The sequence below is a fragment of the Winogradskyella sp. HaHa_3_26 genome, from assembly GCF_019278425.1.
GTDB lineage: Bacteria > Bacteroidota > Bacteroidia > Flavobacteriales > Flavobacteriaceae > Winogradskyella > Winogradskyella undariae.
Genome location: NZ_CP058981.1, coordinates 2558485 through 2584514 on the forward strand (window position 1 = coordinate 2558485; position 26030 = coordinate 2584514).

Consider the following 26030-nt stretch of genomic DNA (forward strand, 5'->3'; position numbering starts at 1 on the left):
TTTATTTTGTATTAATGAGAGACCACTTTTAAGCCTACTATTGAAATGATTAATGTTGAAATAAAAAACAAGCGCCAAAATGTAGCGGGTTCTTTAAAAATAAAAATACCAACAATTACAGTTCCTACAGCACCAATCCCTGTCCAAACAGCACCAATCCCTGTCCAAACAGCATAAGAAGTGCCAATGGGTAATTCCTCTGTAGCTTTAACAAGTAATAGCATGCTCATGGTTAAGCAGGCAAGGAAACCAATATACCAATAGATTGTTTCTATTCCTGTAGTTTCTTTAGCCTTTCCAAGGCAAGCCGCGAAAGCAACTTCAAATAATCCAGCAATAATTAATAAAATCCAATTCATGTAATACTAAAACTTTTAAGGCATCAACCTAAGGTGTAATCCAACCAATTTCATTCTTTTAAATGAGAAAATCAAGTTTAATCAAACTATAATTTTTAATATACTTACTTTGTCTTAAATTTGTCAACTTGTTATTCTTATTTCATCAAGAATCTTCGAAACTCTATAATCTTTAATATAAAATATTTCTGTTTTTACAAGAATAATCTAAAGCATGATCTCACAAAATTCCATTGCAAAAGTTTTTGAAACCGCTCGAGTAGAAGAGGTTATTGGCGATTTTGTACAGCTTAAAAAAGCGGGTACTAATTACAAAGGTTTAAGCCCTTTTAGTGAAGAGCGTTCACCGAGTTTTGTGGTGTCTCCTGTTAAGCAGATTTGGAAAGATTTTTCAAGTGGAAAAGGAGGTAATGCTGTAACATTTTTAATGGAGCATGAGCATTTTACTTATCCCGAAGCGATAAAGTATTTAGCTAAAAAGTACAACATTGAAATAGAAGAAACAGAACGTACAGACGAAGAAAAAGCACAGGCAGACAATAGAGAGAGTTTATATTTAGTGAGTGAATATGCGAGTAGCTATTTTCAAAATGTACTGCATAAAACAAATCCAGGTAAAGCCATTGGTTTAAGTTATTTTAAAGAGCGTGGATTTACAGAAGAAACCATTAAGAAATTTGATCTTGGGTATTCTTTAGATGAATGGCAAGGTTTTACAGACGATGCTTTAGGTAAAGGTTATAAAATTAATTTTTTAGAACAAACAGGTTTAACAATTGTAAAAGGCGAAAAGCGTTTTGATCGTTTTAAAGGCCGTGTTATGTTTCCTATTCATAGTATGAGTGGTCGTGTTCTTGGGTTTGGTGGACGTATTTTAACCAACGATAAGAAAGCCGCTAAATATCTAAATTCACCAGAAAGTGAAATCTATCATAAAAGTAAGATTTTGTATGGTTTGTATCATGCAAAACAGACGATAGCTAAAGAAGATAATTGTTATTTGGTTGAAGGTTATACAGATGTTATTCAGCTTTGTCAAACCGGAATTACAAATGTTGTATCTTCTTCTGGTACCGCTTTATCTCCAGATCAAATACGTTTAATTAATAGACTGACTAATAATATTACGGTTCTTTTTGATGGTGATGCAGCGGGTATTAGAGCTTCTATTCGTGGTATCGATTTAATTCTAGAACAAGGTGTCAATGTTAAGATTTGTACTTTTCCTGATGGTGAAGATCCAGATAGTTTTTCAAAATCTAATACTCTAGAAGAACTAAAGGAATATCTTAATGATAATGCTAAAGATTTTATTCAGTTTAAAGCTTCATTATTAGTAAAAGAAGCAAATAATGATCCAATTAAAAAAGCAGAAACAATCCGAGAGATTGTAAATAGTATTGCTAAAATTCCAGATCAGATAAAACGCGAAATTTATATTCAAGAATGTGCGCGTATTATGGATATAAGCGAGAATGTTCTTTTTACAACTTTAGCACAAATTAATAATAAAGGAGCTCAGAGTAATAGTAAACCCAAGTCTTATGCGCCACCTACTTCTTCTGATCCAAATGAACCACCATTTGAAGTTTATAGAAATGAAGAGCCTCCTAGTAGTAAGCCAAAAATCGATGTTCAATATGAATTAGAACGAAAGATTATTGAAATATTAATGCTTTATGGTGATAAAACTGAAGAGTTTGAGGATGTTGTTTTAGAAGTTGATGAAGCTACAGGAGATTTAGTTTCTAAACCCATGAAGCAAGAAACTCGCGTGTTCGAAAAAATATATTTAGACTTACAAGAAGACGAAATGCATTTTTCTAATCCACAGTTTAAAACACTTTATTATTCTCTTATTGATAAATTAAATCAAGATGAAAATTTTTCTACAAAGAATTTCATCAATCAATTAGATCAAGAAACGGCAGGTACCGTTACAAGTATTTTAATGGAAGATGAACGTTATAATCTTCATGATTGGGAGCGGAATTTAATTATCCCAAAAGAGAAAAAAGACTCTGTTGCTCTATTAGTGAGTCAGACCATATTAAGTTTAAGATGTCATTTAATTGACAAAAAGGTTATTGAATATAAAAATGAAACCTTAAAAGAAAATGCAGATACACGTTCTATAATAGAGGATGTAAAAGATTATGTTGGTCTTAAAATGTTATTATCTAGAAAACTAGGTAAGGTTGTGAGTTAGTGAGTTATGTAAGGTTGTGGTGCTTAGCTTGGTGAATTAAATCTACAATATTTGTTACATTTAATTTCTTAAACAATCTAGATTTGTACGTGCTGACTGTTTTTTCATTAATATCTAATTCTTCAGCTATTTCTTTATTTTTACGACCAATAGAAAGTAGTTTTAAAACTTCGACTTCTCTAGTAGAAAGTTTTTTAAACATACGGCTTCTGCTTTTTCTAGTATCTTCATAACGAAAATGTTTATCCATTTTTTCGCTAAGTGAAATTTCACCAGTATTAATTTTTCTAATAGCAGCTTCTATCTCCTCGATATCTACACCTTTGTTTAAGTAACCCGAAGCGCCTGCTTTTATAGTGCTTATGGCATATATTTCTTCGGGTTGATGACTAAACATTAAAACTTTTACAGCTTTGTTTTCTTTTTTAATAGCTCTAAGTGCTGTAATCCCATTAAGCTCTGGTAAATCGATTTCAGATATTATAATATCGACATTATTACGACGTACAAATTCAAATATTTCAATTCCACTAGTTAAACTGCCGATAACTTTTAAGTCGGGTTTATTGTTTAAAAAAAGCTCTAATCCTGTTCTGACAATGGGGTGGCTATCAACGATCAAAATGTTTATCATGGTAATTGTATTTTATTTTTAATGCTTAGAGTTTGTAAACTAAATACAACCTAGGGGATAAGTATAAAAATAGTGAAAAAATCGAATAAAATTAACCTTTTATTTATGTAATTTAAAAATTTATTTCAAATTATTAGGGATTTCGCAAACGGGTATAGCAACCATTTTATGTTTATTTGCTGTATTATAGTTTTTGAAAATCTCAAAAACAGTACGTTGTCTTCCTTCAAAGTCCGTTTCATTTTTTCCTTCTTCCTTCATTTGCATTGCCCATTCTAATTCTGGGTATGAAGCTCCAATTTGATCTTCATCAGTTCTGTCGTCTCCCCATAAACCATCTGTTGGTGCTGCTACTATTATTTCTTCATTAACCCCTAAATATTTGGCTATTTCGTAAACTTCACTTTTTAGTAAGTCTGCAATAGGGCTAAGATCTACCCCGCCATCACCATATTTAGTATAGAAGCCAACGCCAAAATCTTCAACTTTATTTCCTGTGCCTGCAACCAGGTATTTTTCTAAAGCAGCAAAATAATATAAAGAAGTCATTCTTAATCTCGCTCTTGTATTTGCTAAAGCCATAAAACGACTTTCTTCATCATCTACAGCAGGTAATTCAGCTATTAATTGATCAAATACAGTTGTAAGATTAACTTGTTTTGTACTTACTTTTTCGTAATTGTCTTTTAACCAATTAATGTGGTTAAGAGCTCTGCTTACCTGGTTAGGTGCTTGGTGAATAGGCATTTCTAGACAAAGTAAATCTAGTCCTGTCATAGCACATAAAGTTGATGTTACGGCAGAGTCTATACCTCCAGAGACACCAATTACAAATCCATTCATATTGGCTTTATTTGCATATTCTTTTAGCCAACCTACTATATGTTCTACAACCTTTTCTGTATTCATAATTTTTTAATTTTTAAAACAAAGAAGTGTACCTTTGCGTAACAAAAATAGCAGAAACGTGTTAAGTTTAAAAATGTTTTACCAAATGAAAATAAGAATTTTCGTTATTTTATGTATCAGCTTTACTTTTATGTCTTGTGATGAAGAATCTAAAGTAGAGCAAGAAATCGCAAAAGTAAAGATGGATTTTAACGTTGAGCGTTTTGATAAAGCCTTTTTTGAAGCAAAACAAGAAGATTTACCAAGGTTAAAAAAAGACTATCCATTTTTCTTTTCTAGTGATCCAGATGCTTTTTGGATTGAAAAAATGGGAGATACCTTGCAGTCTGAATTATTAAATGATGTACAAGATAAATACCCTGATTTCGATACTTCAAAAAAAGATTTAAAAAGCTTATTTCAACACTTAAAATATTATGATAAATCTTTTTCTGTACCGAGAGTAATTACACTAACTAATGATGTGGCATACAGAGATAAAACGTTTGTAAATGATTCTCTTGTACTTATTGCATTAGATAATTATTTAGGTGAAGATCATAGATTTTATCAAAATATACCCATGTATATTGCTGCTAACATGCAAGAAAACCAAATTGTTCCTGATGTAGCAAACGGTTATGCAACAAAATACTTATTTCAGACAAGTAGAAAAAGGTTGCTAGATGAAATGATATACTACGGAAAGTTGTTATACTTTAAAGATGTTATGATTCCATTTAAAACAGATGCCGAGAAGATTGGTTATACTGAAGCGCAGATAAAGTGGGCTGAAGCTAATGAAAGTCAGATTTGGAGTTACTTTATTGAAAAAGAATTATTATACAGTACGGATTCTAAATTACCAGGTCGCTTTATTGCAGAAGCTCCGTTTTCTAAATTTTATCTAGAATTAGACAATCAATCTCCAGGGCGTTTAGGTCAATACCTAGGATGGCAAATTGTAAAAGCTTACGCAGGTACAACAGGTGATGATGTTTTGAAAATTATGCAATTAGAGCCTGAAGAAATATTTAATAAATCTAAATTTAAACCAAAAAAATAATGTCTAAAGTTATAAAATCTAAAATAGTACTAAACGTAGAACTTGATGAGAATAGAGTGCCAGAAAAATTAAATTGGTCAGCTCAAGATGGTGGTATTGATAATAAAGAAGCTAAAGCTGTATTGTTATCTGTTTGGGACAGTAAGGAACAAGAAACTTTAAAAATAGACTTGTGGACTAAAGATATGCCTGTAGATGAAATGAAACTCTTTTTTCATCAAACCTTGGTGACTATGAGTGATTCATTTTTTAGAGCAACTCAAGATCAAAAAATGACAGATACTATGAAAGATTTTTGTGATTATTTTGCAGAAAAATTAGAGCTAAAAAAATAAGCACTTTATTAGCGTTTATTCATGCTCTACTTTAAAATAGGGAACTTTATTAAAACTATTTGAATCTATATTCATATAGTTTTTTTTATGTTTTCTTTTATGCTTTGCAAAATCACTAGGGTTAAAGACTTCCCATACAGTAAGCTCATTTAACCGACCTGTTGTAGTGCGCATATCAATTTTTATTTTTCGAATTATACGATCTACAGTTGCTTGATCAGCCATTTTTAATGTCTTTTCAGAACTTGTACCACTATTTATTTTGTAAGACACCCAATATTTAGATGTTGTAGTCTTGGATGTAGTACTTGCTTTTTTTGTTATGCTTTTTACTTTGACTTCTTTTTTAGCAGGTGAAACCCTTTTTCCAGATAGTCCTAAATTTGTTTGATACAATGTGTTTTCAGAATTTAATGACTCACTTTTTTTGGTTACTAAAGTATTGATAAGTTCTTCATTAGGAGTCTCTATTGTTTTAGCTTTACTTACAAGGGGTATATTTAGATCTTCTAGCGATTTTCTTTCTGGCCTATCATTATCTACAATATATGATGATTGTATTAAATTGAAATTTTCTGTTCTTAATAAAGTAACAATAATTAACTTATCTCTTAATACAGCTTCAACAGCATATCTCCCAATTGGGATATCTGAAATTATAATTTTAGCCTCAGGTGTTTTAACTTTTACTACACGTTCAAAATCACTATTGTAAATCATGATTTCATAAATAGTACGTTCACCTTTAAAAATGATACTATCTTGAGATTCATTTAAATAATGCTTAAGTTCTTTTGCTCTTAAATTTCTGTTTTTAAGTAGTACAGATTTTTGACCATAAACTAATGAGGTCAAGAGCATGAATACGATGATGTATAGTGGTCTCATAAGTAGGTTTCTTGTCTTTGGGAAACAATTTTTAACATCAATCGCTTCATTTTGAGTGATGTGATTGTTATTTGCTTCAAAGTTACTCTTTTTACATACTAAGCTGTTATATTATAGGTGTATAGCGTATTTTTTTGTTGATGTGTCTTAAATGTCTGTTATATCGTGTGACGAGCTATTTTTTTGAACATACAAGTGATTATATACTATTAATTTTATTGTAAATTTTGAGTGTTAACTTGAGTTGAATAATATGGGTTACTATTAAATATTTCGGCTGATATTGAATAGACAAAATCTGGGTTTGCAAGCTGATTTTCCATGAATTTTTTAGTGTTGTAAACTTCCCAAATAGTCAGTTTATTAGATTTTCCAGCATTGCTTTCTATTTCTAACTGATGTTTTAAAATCATTTTATCTACGATCTCTTTATTCGCTAATCGCATAGTTTTACAAGATCCACTTTTATTAATAATTTTACTTTCTGTCCAAAAATATTTTTGATTATTAGAAAGTTGTTTTTTAGTGTTTACTCTAGTTAGTATGAATTCTATACTTTCGTTTGGAACGCTATTAACGATATTCAAGTTTTCGTCTAGCATCATACCTTTTCCTCCTAAGGTCTCTTTTATGTCTGATGAAATATTATAATTAAATTTATTGTTCTTTATTAAATCTATAAGTATAATTTTATCGGTTAGTTTTACTTCAACAACAAAGTTACCAATAGGAACATCTTCTAATGAAATTAGAGTTTTAAAAGCTTCAATATTAACTTTTTTTTCAAAATCTTCGTTAAATATTTCAATTTGTAAGATTTTGGATTCAGAATAAAGTAATAAACTATCTTTTGTAGAATTTAAACGGTGTTTTAGTTCTTTAGCTTTTGGATTTTTGTTTTGAATTAAAATTGTATTCTGACTGTGGCTTAATAAAGTAAGAAGTAGGACGAGTAGTGTGCTTATGTTTTTAGTCATAATATTCACTTTTAAGATTAGAGATTTCTTAGAGAATGTTGTTTTAAAACATTATTATTTATTAGTTTATAGTATAATTTATGAAATTGATAATTAATTTCCTTGTTTTTAGGATAAGTAACCCTTTTTCTAGCTGATTTACTCTAAGATACGATGTATAGCAAATAAAGAAGATTTAAATATTGAAGATTAAAGGTGTTTTAGCTTCTAATTTTTTAAATTAGCTTATGCGAAAAATCTTATTTGGTGTCATAATTACATTAGTTGTACTATTCACCTTTAAATATTGTAGTGATAAACAAGAAGATAAAATTGTACTTAAAGAGAGTACAGCTTTAATTCAAGAACAAATTAAAAACGTTGGTAAACTCGTTGTTACCGAAGGGCATTTTAGTGAAGTGTTCACTTATAAAAATTCTAAAGATGTTTTTGGAGATTTAATTTCTGCTGAAAAAAAAGCCATAGTTATTGTCAATGCAGATGTAACGATTGGATACGATTTAAGTGAAATTGAATACCAAATTGATGAAGAAACTAAAACACTTAAAATCTTAAATATTCCTAAAGAAGAGATTAAAATAAGTCCGGATTTCGAGTATTATGATATGCAAGCAGATTACCTCAACCCATTTGAAGCCAAAGATTACAATAGTATAAAAACGACCGTAAAAAAGTCGCTAATGAAAAAAGTTGAAGCATCAGAGCTAAAATCTAATGCGCAAAACCGATTGATTAGCGAATTGTCTAAATTCTTTATGTTAACTAATTCTCTTGGTTGGACTTTAGAATATAACCAAAGTCCAATTTTAGAATTAGGAGAACTTAATAATCTTAAAAATATATTAGATTAAAATCTAAGCCAATTTTCGTTGTAAGCTTGCCATTCCGCCACCATTTATGGCATCAATTCCATTAGATTTTAAAATACTTGCAGCATTTGCAGAGCGCATGCCACTAGCACAATGGGCAATTACAGGTTTGTTTAGTCTTTTAATCTCGTTAATTCTGTTTCCTAGTTCTTGAACCGGAATGTGAATCGCATTTTTTATATGTCCACCTTGGTATTCACTAGGTGTTCTAACATCTAAAATAACAGCCCCTTTTTCTAGGTATTCAGCAACGTTATTAGTCGATTTTCCAAATAAAGCATCAAATATTCCCATTGTATTTATTTTTGAACAAATTTCCGAAAAGTTTATAAAACCATTCGTAACCAAAGTTACATTATAATTGCGTTCTACTTAAAAATCTTGTAAATTTAGTGTTTTACCTCACTATGAAACCAGAGACACGTCAACAAGAAATTATTAGAGTAGCTGCTAAACTCTTCAAAGAAAAAGGTTACAGTGCGGTCACCATGCGAGATTTGGCAACTGCCATGGATATAAAAGCGGCAAGCCTTTACAATCATATCAATTCTAAACAAGATATATTAGAAAGTATTATCATTTCTATTGCAGAACAATTTACAGAAGGCATGTCTTCTGTTCGAGAAAGCAATGCTACTTGTATCGAAAAGTTAAAAGAAATTATAGCGTTACATGTAGAAGTATCTAGCACTAATATTTATGGTATGGCTGCTTTAAATCACGATTGGATGCATCTAGAAGCTCGATTAAACTACTACAAAAAGTTGCGTAGCGATTACGAAAATGATTTCAGAAATATTCTTATTGAAGGTATAAAAGCTGGTGAAATTTCAGACATAAAACCAGATGTAATGATGTTTTCAATCTTAACAACCTTACGTTCGCTTTATTTATGGATTCCTAAAAAAGAAGCAATTCACCTTAATGAACTTACCAATGACCTCAACGAAATTCTCATAAAAGGTGTCATAAAACAGATTTAAATTTATTTACTAACTTTGTCAAGTAAACTAACAAGTGTTAGTTTAGTATTTTAAAAATACATATGGCACAGTTTTATAAGCTTAAAATTCAAGATATATACAAAGAAACCGAAGATACTTCTGTTATAACCTTTGAAGTTCCTTCAGAATTACATAGTACATTCAAATTTCGTCAAGGTCAGCATTTAACATTAAAAGCAGATATTAACGGAGAAGATGTGCGTCGTTCGTATTCACTTTGTTCAAGTCCATTAGATAGTCAATGGAAAGTTGCTGTAAAGCTCATTCCTGGTGGGAAATTCTCAACTTATATAAACGAAACGCTAAAAACGGGTGACCAATTAGAAGTGATGGCACCAAGCGGTACATTTGGTGTAGAAGTCAACGCATCAAATCCCAAAAACTACTTGTTTTTCGCAGCAGGAAGTGGCATTACACCAGTTTTGTCTATGGTTAAAGCACATTTGCAAGCAGAACCAAATTCTACATGTAAATTATTTTACGTTAATAAAACCGCAAAATCCATTACCTTTAAAGAAGAACTAGAACAATTAAGAAACACTTATTTCGGAAGATTTGAAATTTATTATTTCTTAACCAAAGAACGTAGAGATATTGAATTATTAAACGGAAGATTCGATGATGAAAAGATGAAGATTCTTACCAATACGTTTATCGATATTCCAGATACAAGTGAAGTATTTTTATGTGGTCCAGAAAAAATGGTAAACTACGTAAGCGCGTATTTAATAAATAAAGGATTACCAAAAGAACTGATACATTCTGAGTTGTTTGTAACCGGACTTTCAGATGAAGACATTAAGCGAGCAGAACGTCTAGCAAAACAAAATGTAGAAGGAACCGAAGTGGTTATCGTCGATGGGGGAAAAGAATTCACCTTCACCATGACTAAAGAATACGATAATATCCTCGACGCAGCCTTAGGCGCAGGAGCAGATTTGCCATTCGCCTGCAAAGGTGGTGTTTGTAGCACCTGCAAATGCGAAGTGAAAGAAGGCGCAGTCGAAATGAAAATAAATTACGCATTAAGCGATAAAGAAGTCTCACAAAACCTAGTCTTAAGTTGCCAAGCAGTACCAACAACAGAAAAGGTAATTGTAGATTTTGATGTATAATAAATCCTTTTGTAGAAAAATATCTCTATAATTTGTCATTCCTGTGTAAATAGGAATCCACTATAAACTAATAACAATTCACTAACAACAAACAAGATGAGTGAAGAACAAATAAAAAATCTAGAAGTACAATTCGAAGCACGTATCGCAAGAGACGAGAAAATCGAACCAAAAGATTGGATGCCAGAAAAATACCGTAAAACGCATATTAGGCAAATGTCGCAACACGCACATTCCGAAATTGTAGGGATGCTTCCCGAAGGAAATTGGATTACAAGAGCACCTTCTTTGCGACGAAAAGTAGCACTTTTAGCTAAAGTTCAAGATGAAGCTGGTCACGGTTTATATTTGTATTCCGCTTGTGAAACCTTAGGGATTTCTCGCGATGAGTTATACGATCAATTGCATTCAGGTAAAGCAAAATACTCTTCCATCTTTAATTACCCAACAGTAACTTGGGCAGATATGGGAGCTGTAGGTTGGTTAGTCGATGGCGCTGCAATTATCAATCAAGTGCCATTATGTAACACTTCTTATGGACCATACGCAAGAGCAATGGTTCGTGTGTGTAAAGAAGAAAGTTTTCATCAACGTCAAGGTTTTGAAATCATGATGAAGTTGGCAAACGGAACACCAGAACAAAAAGAATTAGCACAAGATGCTTTAAATCGTTGGTGGTGGCCAAGTTTAATGATGTTAGGTCCTACAGATGCAGAATCTATTCATACAGAACAATCCATGAAATGGAAATTAAAACGTAAATCCAATGACGATTTACGTCAGCAATTTATAGATCAAACGGTTCCTCAAGCCGAATTAATCGGACTTACCATTCCTGATCCAGATTTAAAATGGAACGACGAACGTCAAAGCTACGATTTTGGAGCTATTGATTGGGACGAGTTCTGGCAGGTAGTCAAAGGTCATGGACCAATGAATAAAGAACGCATGAAAGCAAGAGTAGATGCTTGGGAAGAAGGCGAATGGGTTAGAGATGCTGCCATGGCTTATGCCGAAAAGAAACAAGCAAGAAAACAAAAACAAGCAATTTAAATTTCATCGTCAGTTCGAGTGATTTTCTGTCAGATTGAGCGCAGTCGAAATCAAAGAAAATTATATCGAGAACAAGATGAAACAAAACATATTTATTATGTCAAACAAAAAAAACTGGCCACTTTGGGAAATCTTCGTAAGAAGTAAAAACGGATTAGAACATCGTCATTTTGGAAGTCTTCATGCCGCAGATGCAGAAATGGCTTTAGAAAATGCAAGAGATGTATATACAAGACGAAACGAAGGTGTGAGTATTTGGGTGGTAGAATCTGTAAATATCACAGCATCAAATCCAGAACACAATGGTGAAATGTTCGAGCCAGCACAAGACAAGGTTTATCGTCACCCAACATTTTATGATTTACCAGATGAAGTAAAACATATGTAACAAATTCCTGCAAATGCAGGAATCTCATTAAGAGAATCTAAATCTCATTCAGAGCAAAGTGAAGAATCTCATTATTAATAAGAACGTCACTTCGAGTGATTTGTGAGGAACGAGCAAATCGTATCGAGAAGTAATTAAATAGATACCCATTTTCATGGGCACTTAAAATGAAACAAAACCTATACCACTATATATTAGGAATCGCAGACAACAGTCTGATCCTAGGCCAAAGACTAGGAGAGCTCACAGGTCACGGTCCAAGCCTAGAAACAGATATTGCCTGCACCAATATCTCATTAGATTTATTCGGACAAGTGCGAAGCTATTTTCAATATGCAGCAAAAATTGCAGGAGATAAGAGAACTGAAGATGATATAGCAATGCTTCGTAAAGAACGAGAATATGTAAATGTATTATTGGTTGAACAACCTAACAGAGATTTTGCATATAGCATGGCACGTCAGTTTTTATTCGATGTATATCATTTATTGTTTTTACAGGAATTAGAAAAAAGTAAAGATTTAACTTTATCAGTTATTGCAACAAAATCTATAAAAGAGGTAAGTTATCACGAGCGTTTTTCTAGTGATTGGATAAAACGTTTAGGAGATGGAACAGAAGTAAGTAAAGCAAAAATGCAAGATGCTATTGATGGTTTATGGACCTATACAGACGAATTATTCCATCAAACTGAAGCAGATAAAGCAATGGTTGCAGAAGGAATTGGTGTTGATGTTACAAAACTGAAAGAGACCTATTATAAAAAAGTAAATGAAATTTTAGAAGAAGCAACACTCGAAATTCCAGAATCAAAATGGTTTCAAAAAGGAGGGAAAGAAGGCATTCACACCGAACATTTAGGGTATTTATTAGCAGAGCTTCAATATATGCAACGTGCGTATCCTAATATGGAATGGTAACACAAATTCCTCAGAAGGCAGATAAATATTTTGGTTCAGCGAAGCTAATCTCAAAAATTAAAACAAAATGTCACTTCGAGTGATTCCGATTTTTTTTATCGGAATTGTATCGAGAAGCAATAAAACAAAATTCCCGTTTTCACGGAAAATGAATATGACAACAGAACAAAACATAGACCAAATCTTAATTCCAATTCTGGAACAAGTTTCAGATCCTGAAATCCCAGTATTATCTATCATGGATATGGGAGTGGTACGTACTGCAGTCATAGAAAATAATATTGTAAAAGTAGAAATTACACCAACGTATAGTGGTTGTCCAGCGATGGATGTTATTGGAGACGATATTAAAGCCGCATTAAAAGTGGCAGGATACGATTCAGAAATAGAATTAATTCTTGCACCAGCTTGGACCACCGATTGGATTACACCAAGAGGAAGAAAAGCATTAGAAGATTATGGCATAGCAGCACCTTTAAACGCAGAAGCAGATAAAGATGTATTGCTTAATGATAAAAGGATAGTGAAGTGCACCAATTGTGGTTCACAAAACACAAGATTAGTAAGTCAGTTTGGTTCCACAGCATGCAAAGCACAATTTCAGTGTGACGATTGCCAAGAGCCATTTGATTACTTCAAGTGCTTAAAATAGAAATTTGATGTCAGTTCGAGTGAAATTGCTTTTTAACAATTTAGTATCGAGAACATATAAAATTTTTGTCATTCCTGCGAAGGCAGGAATCCACAATAAAAGAAAAACATATGAATAAAAGCATACTTTTAAAAATAGAAAATAAAATAGCATACATCACGCTAAACAGACCAGAAGTATTCAACAGTTTTAACCGTGAAATGGCATTTTTGCTTCACGATACTTTAGATGCTTGTGAAACAAATGATGAGGTTAGAGCAATTGTTCTTACTGGAAATGGAAAAGCATTTTGTGCAGGACAAGATTTAAAAGAAGTGACGGATCCAGATTTAAATCCTGGATTCAAAAAAATATTAGAAGAGCATTACAATCCCATAATTACAAGAATTCGTGCGATTAAAAAACCAGTTATAGCAGCAGTAAATGGTGTTGCAGCAGGAGCAGGAGCAAATATAGCTTTGGCTTGTGATATTGTTGTTGCTCATGAAAAAGTAAGTTTCATTCAAGCGTTTAGTTTAATAGGTCTGGTTCCAGATAGTGCCGGAACATTCTTTTTACCAAGATTAATCGGATTTCAAAAAGCATTAGCATTAGCCATGTTAGGCGATAAAATTTCAGCAGAAGAAGCAGAGAAAATGGGAATGATTTATAAAATGATTCCATTAGAAAGTTTTGAAGAAGATGTCAATAAGTTAGCTTTGAAACTGGCAAAAATGCCAACCAAAGCATTAGGTATGATTAAAGAATTATTCAATAAATCGATGACCAACGATTTAGAATCTCAATTAGCGTTGGAGTCTAAGTTACAAATTGAAGCCGCACAAAGTGAAGATTACAAAGAAGGAGTGGCTGCATTTATAGAAAAACGTCAACCAAATTTTAAAGGAAACTAAAGTTTTGTCATTCCTGCGAAGGCAGGAATCTATTATAGGATGAATAAACAAACACTCATAGAAGCGCACAACCGAATAAAACCTTTTATTCACCAAACACCAGTGCTAACCTCAGAATTGCTAAATAAAGAGGCAGGCTGTAATCTATTTTTCAAATGTGAGAACTTTCAAAAAATGGGAGCCTTTAAAATGCGAGGAGCAGCAAATGCAATTCTTTCACTTTCTGATGCGGAAAGAGAACGTGGTGTGGTAACACATTCCTCAGGTAATTTTGCCCAAGCAGTTTCATTAGCAGCTCAAAAGTTACATGTGAAGGCATACATTGTAATGCCAGAAAATGCACCACAAGTCAAAAAAGATGCAGTTAAAACTTATGAGGGTGAAATCATAGAATGTGAATCGACACCTCAAGCAAGAGAAGCAACAGCTAATAAAGTTAAAGAGGAAAAGGGAACATCATTTTTACACCCATCTAATCAAGATGAGGTTATTTATGGTAATAGTACAGCAGCAATTGAATTATTAGAAGAGCAACCAGATTTAGATATTATCCTAGCACCTGTTGGTGGAGGAGGTCTTATTGCAGGAACTGCTTTGGCAACACATTATTTCTCTGAAAAATGTAATGTAATTGGTGCCGAGCCTAAAGCTGTTGATGATGCATATCGATCATTAATTTCGGGTCAAATAGAAACGAATCTAAGTTTTAATACCATTGCAGATGGACTTCGAACAAATTTAGGCGATCGTAATTTTCCAATTATTCAAAAACATGTAGAGAAAATAATATGTGTAGAGGAAGAGGAAATTATCAATGCCATGCAGTTGATTTGGGAACGTATGAAGATTATTGTAGAACCATCAAGTGCAGTAGCTTTTGCAGCTGTATTAAATAACAAAGAAGAATTTGCAACTAAAAACATCGGAATTATTATTTCTGGTGGTAATGTAGATGTGAAAAATCTGCCATTTTAGATAACTGTCACCCTGAGCGCAGTCGAAGGGTATCAATAAAAAAAATAATTTGTCATTCCTGCGTAGGCAGGAATCCACAATAAAAGTAAAAACATGAACATAGGAATTATAGGTTCAGGAACCATGGGAAGCGGCATTGCACAAGTAGCAGCAACTTCTGGTTGTCAAGTAAAATTGTACGACACCAATCAAGGAGCTTTAGATAAAGCAAAAGCTTCATTAGAAAAAATATTGAATCGTTTAATTGAAAAAGGAAGAATAGATACTGCTGAAAAAAAGAGAATAGAATCTAATATTTCTTATGTAGATACATTAATAGATTTAGCAGATTCTAATCTAACTATCGAAGCGATTATTGAAAACCTAGATATCAAGAAAAAAGTATTTTCAGAATTAGAAACTTATGTGTCTGACGATTGTATTATTGCATCAAATACGTCAAGTTTATCAATAGCATCAATTGCAGCATCACTTAATAAACCAGAGCGTTGTGTAGGTATTCACTTTTTCAATCCAGCACCTTTAATGAAGTTGGTTGAGGTCATTCCAGCCATTCAAACATCTAAAGCAGTACTTGAAAAAGCGATTCAAACAATTTCCGATTGGAAAAAAATAGTAGCAGTTGCCAAAGACACGCCAGGGTTTATAGTCAACAGAGTCGCAAGACCATTTTATGGTGAAGCCTTAAGAATATACGAAGAAGGGTTAGCAGACTTTGCAACCATTGATCATAGTCTAAAATCTTTAGGTGATTTCAGAATGGGACCATTTGAATTAATGGATTTCATAGGAAACGATGTCAATTACACCGTAACCGAAACCGTATTTACCGCCTTCTATTTCGACCCAAGATATAAGCCTTCATTTACTCAAAAACGTTTTGCTGAAGCAGGTTACTTAGGACGTAAATCTGGAAAAGGTTTTTATGATTATGATAAAAGCGGCAAAATAATTGAGGCAAATCACGCAAACACAAAGACTTTTGAAACTTATGAAGACGAAGAGTCTTTGAAAAATCAAATTTTTAATCGTGTTTTAGTTATGCTAATCAACGAAGCCGCAGATGCCTTATTTTTAAACATCGCATCGGCAGAAGATATAGATATTGCCATGACAAAAGGAGTTAATTATCCAAAAGGATTATTAGCCTGGGCAGACGAAAAAGGAATCGATTGGTGTGTGCAAAAAATGGACGAATTATATAACGAATATCACGAAGATAGATACCGTTGTAGTCCATTATTACGTAACATGAATAAAGAAAATAAAACGTTTTTTTAATATAACGTCAGTTCGAGTGAAATTGCTTTTTCTGCAATTTTATATCGAGAACAAGTGAGGCTTCTCGATACAATTCCGATGAAAAATCGGAATCACTCGAAGTGACGAAATAATAAATATGAAACCAGAACAAATTCCACATAAAATGCTATCACAAGATGCCTACAGCACGTGGCTAGGAATAGAAATTCTAGAAAGTGAACTAGGACGTTGCAAAGTAGCAATGACTATTAGAAAAGAAATGCTAAACAGTATGGGTAAAGCGCATGGAGGAATTAGTTATTCTTTAGCAGATACAGCTTTCGGATTTGCAGCAAACACACATGGTAAATATGCAGTTTCTATAGAAACCAGTATTAATCATATTGAAGCATTAGAAGAAGGCGATTATATTACCGCAGAATCTGTTATTGAAAATGTGAAAAATAGATTAGGTTTTAATATTATCGAAGTCAAAAGAGGAAATGAGTTAGTAGCACTTTTTAAAGGTGTTGCTTACAGAACACAAAAAGATTGGGAGTAAAATAGTAAAAATATAAAATTATGAAATGGAAAGGTAGACGACAAAGCGGGAATCTTGAAGACAAACGCGGCATGGGAACTAAAGGTAAAGTAGCAGCTGGTGGTGGAGTTATTGCCGTAGTTGTAATTTTATTGCAACTTTTTGGAGGTGAAACAGGGCAACAATTAGCGCCAATTATAGAGCAGGTAGCAAATAGTCAAACCTCAACACAGCAAGTGGAACAAAGAGATCTAACGAGTCAAGAAGTTGAAATGGGTAATTTTATGGCTACCGTTTTAGCAGATACGGAAGATGTTTGGAATCAAATTTTTTCAGAATACAATCTCGGTAATTATAAAGAGCCAAAAATGGTATTATTCACAGATGCTGTTAATACTGCATGTGGAAGTGCAACTTCTGCTTCTGGTCCGTTTTATTGTCCTGGAGATCAAAAATTATATATGGATTTAGCTTTCTTCGATGAACTAAAAACACGTTTCGGAGCTAAAGGAGGTGATTTTGCAATTGCCTATGTAACAGCACATGAAGTAGGACATCACATTCAGACTTTATTAGGAACTTCTAACAAAGTAAGACAACTGCAAAGTCAAACCAATCAAACCGGAGCTAATAAATTATCTGTAGCACAAGAGTTGCAAGCCGATTTTTATGCAGGGGTTTGGACGCATCATAATAAACAATATTTACAAGCGGGAGACATTGAGGAAGCGATGAGTGCTGCCAATGCTGTAGGAGACGATGCTATACAAAAAAGAAGTACAGGAAGTGTAAACACAGATAGTTTCACTCATGGGACATCAGAACAGCGTATGGAGTGGTTTATGAAAGGTTATAATACAGGCGATATTAGAAACGGAGATACGTTTGCTGCACTTATAAATTAAATACATGAATAGCACAAACCTTTAGGTCTACCGAAGCGAATTTCTTAGCAAATAAAAAATAAAATTTGATTAGTAATAAAAGTAACAAGTAAGTGGGTTAGGGATTACTCATTTATTCTATTTTATTAAATAGGAATTCGTGAGTGTTTCACAATTGAAGTGGCATCCTTTTTTACGTCAGTTCGAGTGAAATTGCTTTTTCTGCAATTTTGTATCGAGAACAAGAAAAAAAGATATAACGGAAAGCCCGACCTTTAGGGAACGCCAAAAAAATAATATTAATTTGAAATAGAAGCTTCTATTTTCGACTTCAATTTCAATTTCAATTTCAAACATGGAAGCATACATAATAGACGGAATCAGAACACCAATAGGAAATTACAAAGGCACATTATCTGCTGTGAGAACAGACGATTTAGGAGCAATTGTAATTTCAGAAATCGTAAAACGTAATCCAAACATTCCTAAGGAAGCTTACGACGATGTTATCATGGGATGCGCCAATCAAGCAGGAGAAGACAATCGTAATGTAGCACGTATGTCATCACTTTTAGCAGGATTACCATTCACAGTTCCTGGTGAAACCGTAAACCGTTTATGTAGCTCAGGATTATCCGCAATCATTCACGCAAACAGAGCTATAAAAGCAGGAGATGGAGACGTTTTTATTTCAGGAGGCGTCGAGAACATGACGCGAGGACCATACGTAATGGCAAAACCATCAACCGCATTTGGAGGTGATTCTAAAATGTACGATTCCACTTTCGGATGGCGTTTTATCAACCCTAAAATGCAAAAATTATACGGTACAGATGGCATGGGAATGACTGCCGAAAACCTAGTCGAGAAATATAATATCTCTCGCGAAGACCAAGATAAATTCGCGCTTTGGAGCCAGCAAAAAGCAACCAAAGCACAAGAAAATGGTCGACTAGCAAAAGAAATAGTTACTGTAGAAATTCCACAACGTAAAAAAGATCCCATTCAATTTTCAAAAGATGAGTTCATAAAACCAACATCATCTTTAGAAGTTTTAGGAAAACTAAGAGCAGCCTTTAAAAAAGAAGGCGGAAGCGTAACCGCAGGAAACTCTTCAGGATTAAACGACGGAGCAGCGGCAACCATTATTGCATCAGAAGACGCAGTAAAAAAATACAATTTAAAACCATTAGCAAGAATCGTGAGTTCTGCAGTGGTTGGTGTCGAACCTAGAATTATGGGCATTGGTCCTGTGCAAGCTTCCAATAAAGCTTTAGAAAAAGCGGGATTAACCATGGGTGATATGGATATTATTGAGCTTAACGAAGCCTTTGCAGCACAAGCTTTAGCGTGTATTCGTGCTTGGGGACTTGCAGATAACGACCCAAGAATCAATCCAAATGGAGGTGCCATAGCTATTGGTCATCCGCTTGGTGTAACAGGCGCGAGAGTTGCGTATTCAGCAGCTTTAGAGTTGCAGGAACAGAACAAAAAATATGCGTTAATTACCATGTGTATTGGAGTCGGACAAGGGTATGCTGCAATTATCGAAAATGTGAATTTGTAAAATAATTTGGGCGTTACCACAAGGGTCGCGCTTTCGGCAGTCGCTTTTTTTGAGAAGAACAAAAAAGAGCTTCAACAAATGCCTCAATCGCTAACGCGCATACCAACTAAGGTTATTGGTTAATTAAAGATTTGTCATTTCTGCGAAAGCAGGAATCTCTTAACAAAAAGGAAATATACTTTGGTTAAGAAAAAAGCATAGCAAGTAAGTGCGTTAAGGATTACTCATTTATTCTATTTTATTAAATAGGAATTCGTGAGTGTTTCACAATTGAAGTGGCATCCTTTTTTACGTCAGTTCGAGTGAAATTGCTTTTTTGCAATTTTGTATCGAGAACAAGTAAAAAAGATATAACGGAAAGCCTGACTTGTAGGTAACGCCAGAGAAAAAGTAATAATTAATAAGATACCTGCCTGCGCAGGCATTTGATATGAATAAAATTCAACACTACGTTCAAGGTCAATGGACAACAGGTAAAAAAGAAGGAACACCAATTCTAGATGCAGTAACAGGAGAAGCTTTTACAAGCATTGCTATAGAAGGATTAGACATTCCAGAAATTCTTAACTACGGAAGAACCAAAGGAGGAGAAGTTCTTCGTAAAATGACTTTCCAAGAACGTGGAAACATGCTCAAAAAATTAGCATTATACCTTACTAAAAGAAAAAAATCGTTTTACGATTTAAGTTACAGAACAGGAGCAACTAAAGTAGATAGCTGGATTGACATCGAAGGAGGTTTCGGAAACTTATTCGCTAATGCTTCCCTTAGAAAACTGTTTCCAAACCAACCATATCACGTAGAAGGGGATGCTATTGATTTATCTCGTGGCGGACGTTTTATGGCGCATCATATTATGGTACCTAAAAAAGGAGTTGCAGTCCATATTAATGCATTTAACTTCCCAGTTTGGGGAATGTTAGAGAAATGTGCCGTAAACTGGATGGCAGGAGTTCCTGCTGTGGTTTTACCAGCACCTTCAACTTCTTATTTAGCCGAAGCTGTAGCAAAAGAAATAATAGCTTCAGGTATTTTACCCGAAGGCGCATTACAAATTATAAACGGAACGGTGAAAACCATTTTGGATACGGTAGAATCTCAAGATGTTGTCACTTTTACGGGTTCTGCAAAAGTAGGACGCTTATTAAAAGCGCATCCGCAATTAATTCAAGAATCTGTGCCATTTACGATGGAAGCCGATTCTTTAAACGCTTCGATTTTAGGAGAAGACGCAGTTCCGGGAACACCAGAATTCGATTTGTTCATTAAAGAGGTTAGAAAAGAAATGACAGTTAAAGCAGGACAAAAATGTACTGCAATACGTAGAATTATTGTTCCGCAAAATTTAGTGGAAGATGTGCAAACTGCATTATCTAAACAATTAGATAAAGTCACTATTGGAGATCCAAGGCTAAAAGAAGTGAGAATGGGATCTTTGGTAAGCCATCAACAAGTGCAAGCAGTTAGAGATTCAGTAAATGATTTATCTAAAGAAGCACAAATTGTTTATGGAAGTTTAGATGAAATAAATACCATTGGAGCAGATGCTAAAAAAGGTGCTTTTATTAGTCCTATTTTATTACGTTCTGATCATCCTTTTGAAAATACAATCATTCACGAACGTGAAGCATTTGGTCCAGTAAGTACAATAATGCCGTATAAAAATTTAGACGAAGCCATTACTTTAGCACAAATGGGGAAAGGTTCGTTGGTTTCTTCTATTGCTACTAATGATGATAAAATTGCTAAAGAGTATGTTATAAATGCCGCAAGTCATCATGGTCGTATTATGGTAGTTAATCGAGACATGGCAAAAGAAAGTACAGGTCATGGTTCGCCAATGCCATACTTAGTGCATGGAGGTCCAGGTCGTGCTGGAGGAGGAGAAGAAATGGGAGGAATGCGAGGTATTAAACATTACTTACAGCGTACAGCAATTCAAGGTTCACCAACAACAATTACAGAAATCACTGGTATTTACCAGCAAAACGCAAAATATAAGGAAGCTCCACAACATCCATTTAAATACCATTGGGAAGATATTCAACCAGGAATGTCAATGAAAACCCACAGACGTACATTTACAGATACAGACATTATTAATTTTGCAAATGTTACTTGGGATCATTTCTATGCACATACAGATATTACATCTTTAGACGGAAGTATTTTCGAACAAAGAACAGCGCATGGTTATTTTATTATTTCAGCTGCGGCAGGATTATTCGTCTACCCAAATAAAGGACCAGTTTCAGCAAATTACGGACTAGAAGAATGCAGGTTTTTAAGACCGTTATATCACAACGATACCATTTACGTACGCTTAACGTGTAAGCAAAAAATAGATAGAGATGTGGCTTCTGCAGAGCATCCAAGCGGAATTGTAAAATGGTATGCAGAAATTTTTGATGCTAATACCGATGAGAAAGTAGCATTCGCAACAGTCTTAACTATGGTTCAGAAAAAGCAAGAAGTTTTAACTGAAATGACTGATGATAAAATTAACGATTGTCTTTACGCATTAAAAGAAGATGCTAAGCCAAAATGGGGAATTATGACACCTCAGCATATGATTGAGCATTTAGAATATACTTATAAAATTGCTTCAGGAGAAATTCAAGATTTTGAAATAGCGACACCAGAAAAGATTCTAGAAAAAGTACATCATAGTTTATGGAATTATGATAAATTCCCGCTGAAATCACAGTTTCCTCATTTAGAAAAAGATAAATTAGATAGTTTAAAACATCCAGATTTAGAAACTGCAATCGAAAAATTCAAAGAACAAAGAGAGAAATATTTAGAGTATTACAAAGAAAATCCTGAAGCGAAATTAAAGAATTTAGTTTTTGGAGAATTAAATAAATATGAAGGATATTTGTTAGAGAGAAAACACTTGAATCATCATTTCGAACAATTCGGATTAATATAAATAGCAATGTAAGACCTTGCAGGTTTCTAAAACCTAGCAGGTCTATTACATAAGTAATACAGCAAACATGTCAGAAGCATACGTAAAAATAAAAACAGAAAACGAAGTAGGATACATAGAATTTTTTCATCCTGCTCACAATTCACTACCAGGAGATATCTTAGCAAAACTAGCACAAACAATAACTGATGCAGGAACAAACGATGCTATTAAAGTAATCGTCCTTAAAAGTGGAGGAGAAAGAACTTTTTGTGCTGGAGCAAGCTTTGAAGAGTTAATAAACATCAACGATGCAGTAACAGGAAAAGTATTTTTTTCAGGATTTGCAAACGTAATTAACGCCATGCGTAAATGTCCGAAGTTTATTATCGGACGTGTACAAGGTAAAACCGTTGGTGGCGGTGTTGGACTAGCAGCTGCAACCGATTATTGTATGGCAACAAAATTCGCTGCCATTAAATTGAGTGAATTAAATATTGGTATTGGGCCATTTGTGGTTGGACCAGCAATTGAGCGTAAAATGGGAGTAAGCGCAATGTCGCAAATCGCGATTGATGCTAACACATTTTATTCACCAGAATTCGCAAGACAAAAAGGATTATATACGCATGTTTTTGAAAGTACAGAGGCATTAGATGAAGCAGTTAAAACAACAGCCGAACATTTATGTACTTATAACACGGAAGCGATGCAAGAAATGAAAAAAGTATTCTGGCAAGGAACTGATGATTGGGATAACTTGTTAGCAGAACGTGCAGCAACTAGTGGTAGGTTAGTATTAAGTAACTTTACAAAAGAAAAATTAAAAGGATTTAAATAATCTGTCATTATGAGACCGAAGTTTAAGCTTGTGCTGAGCGTAGTCGAAGTATGGCAATCCCATTGTGAGATTCTTCGCTTTTACTCTAAATAACAATGTTCAATAATATATGATTTACAAATTCAAAGGTTACACACCAGTCGTACACGAATCAAGTTTTGTTCACCCATTAGCTGCAGTTACAGGAAATGTTATCATCGGTAAAAACTGTTACATTGGTCCAGGAGCCGCTATTCGTGGGGATTGGGGACAAATTATTTTAGAAGATGGTGTAAACGTACAAGAGAATTGTACGGTTCACATGTTTCCTGGGAAATCAATCACCTTAAAAGAAAGCGCACATGTGGGACATGGAGCGATAATTCATGGTGCTAATTTGGGTAAAAATTGCCTAATTGGAATGAATACAGTAATCATGGACGATGCTGAGATTGGTGATGAATGTATTATCGGAGCCATGTCTTTTGTAAAAGCTGAAACTAAAATTCCATACCGAAGTTTAGTGGTTGGGAATCCTGCAAAAATAATAAGAGGAATTACAGACGAAATGATTGCTTGGAAAACAAAAGGCACACAATTATACCAACAATTACCTGCGGATTGTCACGAAAGTTTAAAAGAAGTTGAACCACTTCGAGAAGTACCAGAAAACATGAAAGTACAAGATGATGTTTATAAAACACTTCGAGAGACTTTTAAAAAGTAAAGTAAGGTAACGTCACTTCGAGTGATTCCGATTTTTATCGGAATTATATCGAGAAGTATTCTATTAATTAAAATTCTAAAACCCGACTCAAATCAATCTCATTAGTCTCTTTACTCGTAGACAAAGCAATCAAACTTTGTACATTCCCTAAATAAGGAAGTAGCGTTAATTTTGAAATAATAAAGGTTTCATAAGCTTCAATATCTTCAACAACAAGCTTCAGTAAATAATCAAAGTTTCCACTGACGCGATGGCATTCTACAACTTCAGGAAAATTGTTAATTTCCTTTACAAATTTTTCTAAATAACTTCTCGTATGACCTTGCAAGGTGATCCCAATAAAAACGGTGAGCTTTAAGCCTATTTTCTTATTGTTTAAAACAGCCACATATTTTTCAATATAACCTTCCTTTTCCAATTTTCTGATGCGTTCAAATATTGGTGAAGTGCTCATGCCGAGTTCTTCAGCAATACTCTTTGTCGTACGATTGCTGTTTTTTTGAAGTATAGTGAGTAGTTGTGTGTCTATTTTATCGAGTGTATGTGGCATGAGGAAATAAGTTGCTTTAAAACGGTAAATTTAAGTATTATAAGTTAAATAATCTTAACTATCGTTTAATTAAAGAATAATATCCTTTTTAATGGTAAATTAAAAGATTTTAACAATTGTGTAATGCGATATACATTATCTTTAATTCTTATAATCCTAAACTATAACAGCTTGATGACTTTTGAATTAAAAATGCCTAAAATGGGCGAAAGTATTACTGAAGGAACTATAATCAACTGGTTAGTTGCTCAAGGAGATACATTTGAAAAAGGAGATATTATTCTTGAGGTAGCAACAGATAAAGTCGATAATGAAGTGCCTGCACCAGCTTCAGGAACTTTAGTAAAAACGATGTTTCAAGCTAAAGATGTAGTTCCTGTTGGAGAAGTTATGGCAATTCTTGAAGTTTCAGAAGACGTACAACCTTTAAAGCAAGGTAATGTCTCGTCGAGCGCAGTCGAGACGTCTCAAAAGAAGGAAAAAGTACCAAAAAGACCAAAACAAGTTCAACAAGCTTCAACTTCATTTTCAACATCAAATTCAAACACATTCTTTTCGCCATTAATCATTTCAATAGCAAAAGAACATCACATCAGTTTTGAAGAATTAGCACGAATTCCTGCAACAGGTCACGAAGGGAGGCTTCGTAAAAGCGATGTGTTTCAATATATAGAAGATGGTAGACCATTTAAGTTCGCACAACCAGCTGCAGAGAAAGATCCAACAGCATATAGAATTCCACAATTAAATTTCGATAAAGGCAAAGGAAAAGTCATCGAAATGGACCGTATGCGTCAGATGATTGCCGATCATATGGTATACTCAAAACACACATCACCACATGTTACTGCTTATGTAGAAGCAGACATGACAAACATGGTGAACTGGAGAAATGCAAACAAAGTAGCTTTTCAACAAAAGCACGGAGAACGTTTAACCTTCACGCCATTATTTGTAGAAGCGGTAGCGAAAGCAGTAAAAGATTTTCCGAATATTAATGCTTCTGTCGATGGTAATAACATTATTGTAAAAGAAGATATTAATATTGGTATGGCAACAGCATTACCAAGTGGAAACTTAATAGTACCTGTAGTAAAAAATGCAGATACTAAAAATTTAAAAGAGATTGCTAGTAACGTAAACGAATTAGCAGGAAAAGCTAGAGAAAACAAACTAGCAGGAGACGATATAAAAGGCAGCACCTTCACAATTTCTAACGTAGGAACTTTTGGAAGTGTCATGGGAACACCAATTATCAATCAACCCGAAGTTGCCATTTTAGCTTTAGGAATCATCAAAAAAAGACCAGAAGTTATTACTACCGAAAAAGGTGATGAAATTGCAATTAGAAGCATGATGTATTTATCACTGTCTTTTGACCACAGAGTAGTTGATGGCTTTTTAGGCGGAAGCTTTGTAAAAAGAGTAGCAGATTATTTCGAACAATTCGATATCAATAGAGAAATATAAAAAACGTACGTCACTTCGAATGATTCTGATTTTTTTATCGGAATCGTATCGAGAAGCTTTCAGAGGTTCTCGATACAAAATTGCAAAAAAGCA

The 26030-nt window shown here is 33.8% G+C and carries 27 protein-coding genes; 20 read left to right on the forward strand and 7 right to left on the reverse strand.

Going from position 1 to position 26030, the window contains the following annotated elements:
* Nucleotides 1-11: 11 nt before the first annotated feature.
* Nucleotides 12-359, reverse strand: a complete 348-nt coding sequence (locus H0I32_RS10925) for a DMT family transporter (RefSeq protein ID WP_179313356.1) — start codon at nucleotides 357-359, stop codon at nucleotides 12-14.
* A 214-nt stretch (nucleotides 360-573) separates the two neighbouring features.
* Here H0I32_RS10925 and dnaG point away from each other — a divergent pair, with 214 nt between their 5' ends.
* Nucleotides 574-2568 carry a DNA primase gene (gene dnaG, locus H0I32_RS10930; RefSeq protein WP_179313355.1) on the forward strand — a complete coding sequence of 665 codons (1995 nt, stop codon included), beginning with the start codon at nucleotides 574-576 and terminating at the stop codon, nucleotides 2566-2568.
* 4 nt (nucleotides 2569-2572) lie between these two features.
* Here the strand turns inward: dnaG and H0I32_RS10935 are convergent, their stop codons facing one another.
* Together H0I32_RS10935 and nadE are read right to left on the reverse strand one after the other, a co-directional pair.
* Entirely contained in the window at nucleotides 2573-3202 is a 630-nt protein-coding gene (locus H0I32_RS10935; RefSeq protein ID WP_179313354.1) for a response regulator transcription factor, read from the reverse strand.
* A 120-nt stretch (nucleotides 3203-3322) separates the two neighbouring features.
* Entirely contained in the window at nucleotides 3323-4111 is a 789-nt protein-coding gene (gene nadE / locus H0I32_RS10940; protein WP_179313353.1) for an NAD(+) synthase, read from the reverse strand.
* Between the two features lie 85 nt (nucleotides 4112-4196).
* On the opposite strand from nadE, the gene gldB reads away from it, so the two are divergent.
* Nucleotides 4197-5156, forward strand: coding sequence for a gliding motility lipoprotein GldB (gene gldB / locus H0I32_RS10945; RefSeq protein ID WP_179313352.1), 960 nt, complete (start codon nucleotides 4197-4199; stop codon nucleotides 5154-5156).
* The gene (gene gldC / locus H0I32_RS10950) at nucleotides 5156-5491 is read left to right on the forward strand and encodes a gliding motility protein GldC (protein WP_173586532.1); all 336 of its coding nucleotides are present in this window, start codon (nucleotides 5156-5158) and stop codon (nucleotides 5489-5491) included. Before gldB ends, gldC begins: the two co-directional genes overlap by 1 nt.
* A 15-nt stretch (nucleotides 5492-5506) precedes the next feature.
* On the opposite strand, the gene H0I32_RS10955 is transcribed toward gldC, so the two are convergent.
* Together H0I32_RS10955 and H0I32_RS10960 are read right to left on the reverse strand one after the other, a co-directional pair.
* A complete protein-coding gene (locus H0I32_RS10955; RefSeq protein WP_179313351.1) occupies nucleotides 5507-6379 on the reverse strand; it encodes a hypothetical protein in 873 nt (290 codons plus the stop codon).
* A gap of 215 nt (nucleotides 6380-6594) precedes the next feature.
* Nucleotides 6595-7356: a hypothetical protein gene (locus H0I32_RS10960; protein WP_179313350.1), complete on the reverse strand. Its 762-nt coding sequence runs from the start codon at nucleotides 7354-7356 to the stop codon at nucleotides 6595-6597.
* 227 nt (nucleotides 7357-7583) lie between these two features.
* Between H0I32_RS10960 and H0I32_RS10965 the strand changes: the two genes are divergently transcribed.
* On the forward strand, nucleotides 7584-8207 hold the full coding sequence (locus H0I32_RS10965; protein ID WP_179313349.1) for a DUF4230 domain-containing protein: 624 nt from the start codon (nucleotides 7584-7586) through the stop codon (nucleotides 8205-8207).
* Between the two features lie 3 nt (nucleotides 8208-8210).
* Here the strand turns inward: H0I32_RS10965 and H0I32_RS10970 are convergent, their stop codons facing one another.
* Entirely contained in the window at nucleotides 8211-8519 is a 309-nt protein-coding gene (locus H0I32_RS10970; RefSeq protein WP_179313348.1) for a rhodanese-like domain-containing protein, read from the reverse strand.
* Nucleotides 8520-8632: 113 nt separating this feature from the next.
* Here H0I32_RS10970 and H0I32_RS10975 point away from each other — a divergent pair, with 113 nt between their 5' ends.
* The 15 genes from H0I32_RS10975 (at nucleotide 8633) to H0I32_RS11045 (ending at nucleotide 23917) form a co-directional block, all read left to right on the forward strand.
* On the forward strand, nucleotides 8633-9208 hold the full coding sequence (locus H0I32_RS10975) for a TetR/AcrR family transcriptional regulator (RefSeq protein ID WP_179313347.1): 576 nt from the start codon (nucleotides 8633-8635) through the stop codon (nucleotides 9206-9208).
* A gap of 62 nt (nucleotides 9209-9270) precedes the next feature.
* Entirely contained in the window at nucleotides 9271-10344 is a 1074-nt protein-coding gene (locus tag H0I32_RS10980) for an FAD-binding oxidoreductase (protein ID WP_179313346.1), read from the forward strand.
* Nucleotides 10345-10440: 96 nt separating this feature from the next.
* Nucleotides 10441-11397, forward strand: coding sequence for a 1,2-phenylacetyl-CoA epoxidase subunit PaaA (gene paaA, locus H0I32_RS10985; protein ID WP_179313345.1), 957 nt, complete (start codon nucleotides 10441-10443; stop codon nucleotides 11395-11397).
* 97 nt (nucleotides 11398-11494) lie between these two features.
* The gene (gene paaB / locus H0I32_RS10990; RefSeq protein WP_218747070.1) at nucleotides 11495-11785 is read left to right on the forward strand and encodes a 1,2-phenylacetyl-CoA epoxidase subunit PaaB; all 291 of its coding nucleotides are present in this window, start codon (nucleotides 11495-11497) and stop codon (nucleotides 11783-11785) included.
* Nucleotides 11786-11952: 167 nt separating this feature from the next.
* A complete protein-coding gene (paaC, locus tag H0I32_RS10995) occupies nucleotides 11953-12705 on the forward strand; it encodes a 1,2-phenylacetyl-CoA epoxidase subunit PaaC (protein ID WP_179313343.1) in 753 nt (250 codons plus the stop codon).
* Between the two features lie 154 nt (nucleotides 12706-12859).
* The gene (paaD, locus tag H0I32_RS11000; protein ID WP_179313342.1) at nucleotides 12860-13357 is read left to right on the forward strand and encodes a 1,2-phenylacetyl-CoA epoxidase subunit PaaD; all 498 of its coding nucleotides are present in this window, start codon (nucleotides 12860-12862) and stop codon (nucleotides 13355-13357) included.
* Nucleotides 13358-13467: 110 nt separating this feature from the next.
* Nucleotides 13468-14250 carry an enoyl-CoA hydratase-related protein gene (locus H0I32_RS11005; RefSeq protein ID WP_179313341.1) on the forward strand — a complete coding sequence of 261 codons (783 nt, stop codon included), beginning with the start codon at nucleotides 13468-13470 and terminating at the stop codon, nucleotides 14248-14250.
* A gap of 39 nt (nucleotides 14251-14289) precedes the next feature.
* On the forward strand, nucleotides 14290-15225 hold the full coding sequence (locus tag H0I32_RS11010) for a pyridoxal-phosphate dependent enzyme (protein ID WP_173586544.1): 936 nt from the start codon (nucleotides 14290-14292) through the stop codon (nucleotides 15223-15225).
* A 93-nt stretch (nucleotides 15226-15318) separates the two neighbouring features.
* Nucleotides 15319-16506, forward strand: coding sequence for a 3-hydroxyacyl-CoA dehydrogenase NAD-binding domain-containing protein (locus H0I32_RS11015; RefSeq protein WP_173586545.1), 1188 nt, complete (start codon nucleotides 15319-15321; stop codon nucleotides 16504-16506).
* A 118-nt stretch (nucleotides 16507-16624) separates the two neighbouring features.
* The gene (locus H0I32_RS11020; protein WP_173586546.1) at nucleotides 16625-17029 is read left to right on the forward strand and encodes a hotdog fold thioesterase; all 405 of its coding nucleotides are present in this window, start codon (nucleotides 16625-16627) and stop codon (nucleotides 17027-17029) included.
* Between the two features lie 20 nt (nucleotides 17030-17049).
* Nucleotides 17050-17913, forward strand: a complete 864-nt coding sequence (locus H0I32_RS11025; protein WP_173586547.1) for a neutral zinc metallopeptidase — start codon at nucleotides 17050-17052, stop codon at nucleotides 17911-17913.
* A 334-nt stretch (nucleotides 17914-18247) separates the two neighbouring features.
* Nucleotides 18248-19459 carry a 3-oxoadipyl-CoA thiolase gene (gene pcaF, locus H0I32_RS11030; protein ID WP_179313340.1) on the forward strand — a complete coding sequence of 404 codons (1212 nt, stop codon included), beginning with the start codon at nucleotides 18248-18250 and terminating at the stop codon, nucleotides 19457-19459.
* A 430-nt stretch (nucleotides 19460-19889) separates the two neighbouring features.
* Complete coding sequence (gene paaZ, locus H0I32_RS11035) at nucleotides 19890-22391, forward strand: phenylacetic acid degradation bifunctional protein PaaZ (RefSeq protein WP_179313339.1); 2502 nt, start codon at nucleotides 19890-19892, stop codon at nucleotides 22389-22391.
* Between the two features lie 67 nt (nucleotides 22392-22458).
* Nucleotides 22459-23211, forward strand: coding sequence for an enoyl-CoA hydratase/isomerase family protein (locus tag H0I32_RS11040; protein ID WP_179313338.1), 753 nt, complete (start codon nucleotides 22459-22461; stop codon nucleotides 23209-23211).
* 109 nt (nucleotides 23212-23320) lie between these two features.
* The gene (locus H0I32_RS11045) at nucleotides 23321-23917 is read left to right on the forward strand and encodes a transferase hexapeptide repeat family protein (RefSeq protein WP_179313337.1); all 597 of its coding nucleotides are present in this window, start codon (nucleotides 23321-23323) and stop codon (nucleotides 23915-23917) included.
* A 67-nt stretch (nucleotides 23918-23984) separates the two neighbouring features.
* Here the strand turns inward: H0I32_RS11045 and H0I32_RS11050 are convergent, their stop codons facing one another.
* The gene (locus tag H0I32_RS11050; RefSeq protein ID WP_179313336.1) at nucleotides 23985-24467 is read right to left on the reverse strand and encodes an Lrp/AsnC family transcriptional regulator; all 483 of its coding nucleotides are present in this window, start codon (nucleotides 24465-24467) and stop codon (nucleotides 23985-23987) included.
* 174 nt (nucleotides 24468-24641) lie between these two features.
* Between H0I32_RS11050 and H0I32_RS11055 the strand changes: the two genes are divergently transcribed.
* Nucleotides 24642-25937: a dihydrolipoamide acetyltransferase family protein gene (locus H0I32_RS11055; RefSeq protein WP_246293594.1), complete on the forward strand. Its 1296-nt coding sequence runs from the start codon at nucleotides 24642-24644 to the stop codon at nucleotides 25935-25937.
* The last annotated feature ends 93 nt before the right edge of the window (nucleotides 25938-26030 follow it).

Bases quoted from the DNA above. Each gene is read 5' to 3' on its own strand.
- H0I32_RS10925 (WP_179313356.1), bottom strand. From the start codon at position 359: ATGAATTGGATTTTATTAATTATTGCTGGATTATTTGAAGTTGCTTTC.
- H0I32_RS10980 (WP_179313346.1), top strand. From the start codon at position 9,271: ATGGCACAGTTTTATAAGCTTAAAATTCAAGATATATACAAAGAAACC.
- H0I32_RS11055 (WP_246293594.1), top strand. From the start codon at position 24,642: ATGACTTTTGAATTAAAAATGCCTAAAATGGGCGAAAGTATTACTGAA.
- nadE (WP_179313353.1), bottom strand. From the start codon at position 4,111: ATGAATACAGAAAAGGTTGTAGAACATATAGTAGGTTGGCTAAAAGAA.
- gldC (WP_173586532.1), top strand. From the start codon at position 5,156: ATGTCTAAAGTTATAAAATCTAAAATAGTACTAAACGTAGAACTTGAT.
- H0I32_RS11020 (WP_173586546.1), top strand. From the start codon at position 16,625: ATGAAACCAGAACAAATTCCACATAAAATGCTATCACAAGATGCCTAC.
- H0I32_RS11040 (WP_179313338.1), top strand. From the start codon at position 22,459: ATGTCAGAAGCATACGTAAAAATAAAAACAGAAAACGAAGTAGGATAC.
- H0I32_RS10960 (WP_179313350.1), bottom strand. From the start codon at position 7,356: ATGACTAAAAACATAAGCACACTACTCGTCCTACTTCTTACTTTATTA.
- H0I32_RS10955 (WP_179313351.1), bottom strand. From the start codon at position 6,379: ATGAGACCACTATACATCATCGTATTCATGCTCTTGACCTCATTAGTT.
- H0I32_RS11045 (WP_179313337.1), top strand. From the start codon at position 23,321: ATGATTTACAAATTCAAAGGTTACACACCAGTCGTACACGAATCAAGT.
- H0I32_RS11050 (WP_179313336.1), bottom strand. From the start codon at position 24,467: ATGCCACATACACTCGATAAAATAGACACACAACTACTCACTATACTT.
- H0I32_RS11005 (WP_179313341.1), top strand. From the start codon at position 13,468: ATGAATAAAAGCATACTTTTAAAAATAGAAAATAAAATAGCATACATC.
- paaC (WP_179313343.1), top strand. From the start codon at position 11,953: ATGAAACAAAACCTATACCACTATATATTAGGAATCGCAGACAACAGT.
- gldB (WP_179313352.1), top strand. From the start codon at position 4,197: ATGAAAATAAGAATTTTCGTTATTTTATGTATCAGCTTTACTTTTATG.
- H0I32_RS10965 (WP_179313349.1), top strand. From the start codon at position 7,584: ATGCGAAAAATCTTATTTGGTGTCATAATTACATTAGTTGTACTATTC.
- H0I32_RS11015 (WP_173586545.1), top strand. From the start codon at position 15,319: ATGAACATAGGAATTATAGGTTCAGGAACCATGGGAAGCGGCATTGCA.
- paaZ (WP_179313339.1), top strand. From the start codon at position 19,890: ATGAATAAAATTCAACACTACGTTCAAGGTCAATGGACAACAGGTAAA.
- dnaG (WP_179313355.1), top strand. From the start codon at position 574: ATGATCTCACAAAATTCCATTGCAAAAGTTTTTGAAACCGCTCGAGTA.
- H0I32_RS11010 (WP_173586544.1), top strand. From the start codon at position 14,290: ATGAATAAACAAACACTCATAGAAGCGCACAACCGAATAAAACCTTTT.
- H0I32_RS10935 (WP_179313354.1), bottom strand. From the start codon at position 3,202: ATGATAAACATTTTGATCGTTGATAGCCACCCCATTGTCAGAACAGGA.
- pcaF (WP_179313340.1), top strand. From the start codon at position 18,248: ATGGAAGCATACATAATAGACGGAATCAGAACACCAATAGGAAATTAC.
- H0I32_RS10970 (WP_179313348.1), bottom strand. From the start codon at position 8,519: ATGGGAATATTTGATGCTTTATTTGGAAAATCGACTAATAACGTTGCT.
- paaA (WP_179313345.1), top strand. From the start codon at position 10,441: ATGAGTGAAGAACAAATAAAAAATCTAGAAGTACAATTCGAAGCACGT.
- paaB (WP_218747070.1), top strand. From the start codon at position 11,495: ATGTCAAACAAAAAAAACTGGCCACTTTGGGAAATCTTCGTAAGAAGT.
- H0I32_RS11025 (WP_173586547.1), top strand. From the start codon at position 17,050: ATGAAATGGAAAGGTAGACGACAAAGCGGGAATCTTGAAGACAAACGC.
- H0I32_RS10975 (WP_179313347.1), top strand. From the start codon at position 8,633: ATGAAACCAGAGACACGTCAACAAGAAATTATTAGAGTAGCTGCTAAA.
- paaD (WP_179313342.1), top strand. From the start codon at position 12,860: ATGACAACAGAACAAAACATAGACCAAATCTTAATTCCAATTCTGGAA.